This window comes from Trebonia sp., from assembly GCF_049794275.1.
Lineage (GTDB): Bacteria > Actinomycetota > Actinomycetes > Streptosporangiales > Streptosporangiaceae > Trebonia.
In genome coordinates this window covers 1-2,182 of record NZ_JBARCR010001012.1, presented here as the reverse complement: position 1 = coordinate 2,182, position 2,182 = coordinate 1, and the positions used below count along the sequence as shown (strand labels likewise).

General features: G+C 72.8%; 3 protein-coding genes. 1 reads left to right on the top strand and 2 read right to left on the bottom strand.

From position 1 onward, the window contains the following. A partial coding sequence (locus tag WA805_RS25580; RefSeq protein WP_425243616.1) for an amidase family protein occupies positions 1–495 on the bottom strand: 495 nt, incomplete at its 3' end. A gap of 64 nt (positions 496–559) precedes the next feature. Between WA805_RS25580 and WA805_RS25575 the strand changes: the two genes are divergently transcribed. Continuing rightward, positions 560–1,168 (top strand): DUF1349 domain-containing protein, encoded by a 609-nt coding sequence (locus WA805_RS25575; protein ID WP_422277500.1) that lies wholly within the window; start codon positions 560–562, stop codon positions 1,166–1,168. Here the strand turns inward: WA805_RS25575 and WA805_RS25570 are convergent. Continuing rightward, positions 1,165–1,959, bottom strand: coding sequence for a hypothetical protein (locus WA805_RS25570; RefSeq protein WP_425243615.1), 795 nt, complete (start codon positions 1,957–1,959; stop codon positions 1,165–1,167). The two genes, WA805_RS25575 and WA805_RS25570, sit on opposite strands and share 4 nt — an antisense overlap. Between the last annotated feature and the right edge of the window lie 223 nt (positions 1,960–2,182).

The following is a 2,182-nucleotide window of genomic DNA, read 5'->3' as shown; positions in this document are numbered from 1 at the left end:
CACCAGCGCCGCGGCGACCGCGGCCGCCGACCCGCCCGACGAACCGCCCGCGGTGCGCCGCCGGTCCCACGGGTTGCGCGTGATCCCGAACGCGCTGTCGGTGAACGGGTAGATCGCGAGCTCGGGGAGGTTGGTCAGGCCGATCACGACCGCTCCGGCGGCGCGCAGCCTGACGACCAGCGGATGGTCCTCGCCTTGCGGCGCGTCCGGCAGCGCGGCACTGCCGATCCGCATCGGCTCCCCGGCGACCGGCACCGCGTCCTTGACCGCTACCGGGACTCCGGCCAGCGGCAGCTCCGCCAGGTCGGCCCGCTTGCCGACCGCGTCGGCCTCGCTGGCCGCCTCCGCTGCCCTGACCCGGATGAAGGCGCCTAGCTCCCCGTTCAGCTTCGCGATCCGGTCCAGGTGGCAGGCGATCACCTGACCGGCCGTCGCCTCGCCCGCCCGCACCGCCGCCGCGATCTCCGTGGCGGTGCGCCCCGTCCAGTCAGTCATGACCACATCATCCACCTGATAAGCCGGCCCTAGTGAACAGCGTTGTCCGTGGGACACTTCGACAATGACCGACTTGGTTGTCCCGGGAGTGCCGTTCCCGCTTGAGCCCTCGGGAGACCCGGCATGCCAGGCCACCGTTTCCGGCGGCAGCCTCATTCTGACCAGCGGCGCGAAGTCCGACCTGTTCATCGACCCGGAGGGCGGGGAGGGGGCCAGGCCGGACGCGGGCCGGCTGACCGGGCTGCCCGGCGATCTGGACTTCACGCTGTCCGCGCGGGTCACCGTGCGGTTCGGCAGCGTCTTCGACGCGGGCGTGCTGCTGCTCTACCTGTCAGAACGGCGCTGGGCCAAGCTCTGCTACGAGCTGTCACCGCAGCGGCGGCCGACCGCGGTCACCGTGGTGACCCACGGCACCTCCGACGACAGCAACTCGTTCGAGACCGCCGGCGGCCCGCTCTGGCTGCGGATCACCAGGTCCGGCCGGGCGTGGGCCTTCCACGCGTCGGAAGACGGCGCCTGGTGGCGGCTGCTGCGCTATTTCACGCTCGGCGAGGCGTCCGGCGCCCGGGTCGGCTTCCTCGCCCAGTCGCCCACCGGCCCCGGCTGCACCGCCGTCTTCGAGGAGATCGCCTGCAAGCCAGGCGCTCCGGCCGACCTGCGCGACGGCAGCTAGCCGATCGCCAGGCCCGAGCCTGCCTGCTGTCGATGCCGCCGCCACTGCCGCACCGTCTTGTAGCTGGCGAACAGGATCAGCACAGCGAACCCGTCGAGCAGGACGCCGAGGACAATGTAGGCGATCGCGCTCCCGTCGCCGTTGATCAGCTGACCGCCGAAACCCCAGTTCCAGACGGGCTCCCGCACGGTGAACGCCACGCCGATCGGTACCTGGCCCGGCCAGGTCGCGGGGGCGGCGTTGCTGCCGGTTCCCAGGTAGCCATTGGTGATCGTCGAGCATCCGCCGCGGCCGCACACCTGGCCGTAGGACGCGGGGACGAAGGTCGCGGTGCTCTCCGCTCCCGCGAGATAGGCGACGCCGTCGACCAGCGCGGGCAGCGCCACCACCCCGAGGCCGAGCAGGATCGCCATCACCAGCCAGCTGAACACCCAGGTCCAGCGGTGCCGCGGCGGGTACCGGTAGGCGTGCGCCCGGACCGGGTAATGCGCCGTCCGGGGTGCCGCCTGCGCCCGGACGCCGGGGTCCAGCCGGTGCACCCGCACGGTGTCGACGATGGAGGCGACCAGGCCAGCCACCGCCGTGGCGGCCAGCAGCAGGATGAACACCGAGGCGACCGCGACACCCGCCCCGCTGGCGTCCGGCGCCCGCGCACCGAGCAGGCCGCAGGCCACCAGGAAGGCCACCACGCTGATCGCCGTCGCCCAGATCCACCCCCGGCGCCGGTGCAGCAGCCGGACCGCGGCGGCGACGGCCGGGTCGGATTCACCGGTGGAATCTGTTGATTTCACGGGGGTCAGCGTAGCCCTGACCGACCCTGCGGCTTCCCGTTATGTTGGATGCGGAAACCGCGGCTCGACCGCCCCGATGCGCAGGGAGAGGCCAGTGACCGAGCAGGACAACCCAGAGCCGAGCGGTAACGCCGGCGATCCGGCGAAGCACCGGGCGACCAGGCGCGCGTTCATGGTGGGCGGCACGGCGGCCGCGTTCGGCGCGGCGGTCGCCGGCCGGGCT

What these genes read in the sequence shown, in the direction of transcription:
- WA805_RS25575 (WP_422277500.1), top strand. Translation starts at nt 560, where the DNA reads ATGACCGACTTGGTTGTCCCGGGAGTGCCGTTCCCGCTTGAGCCCTCG.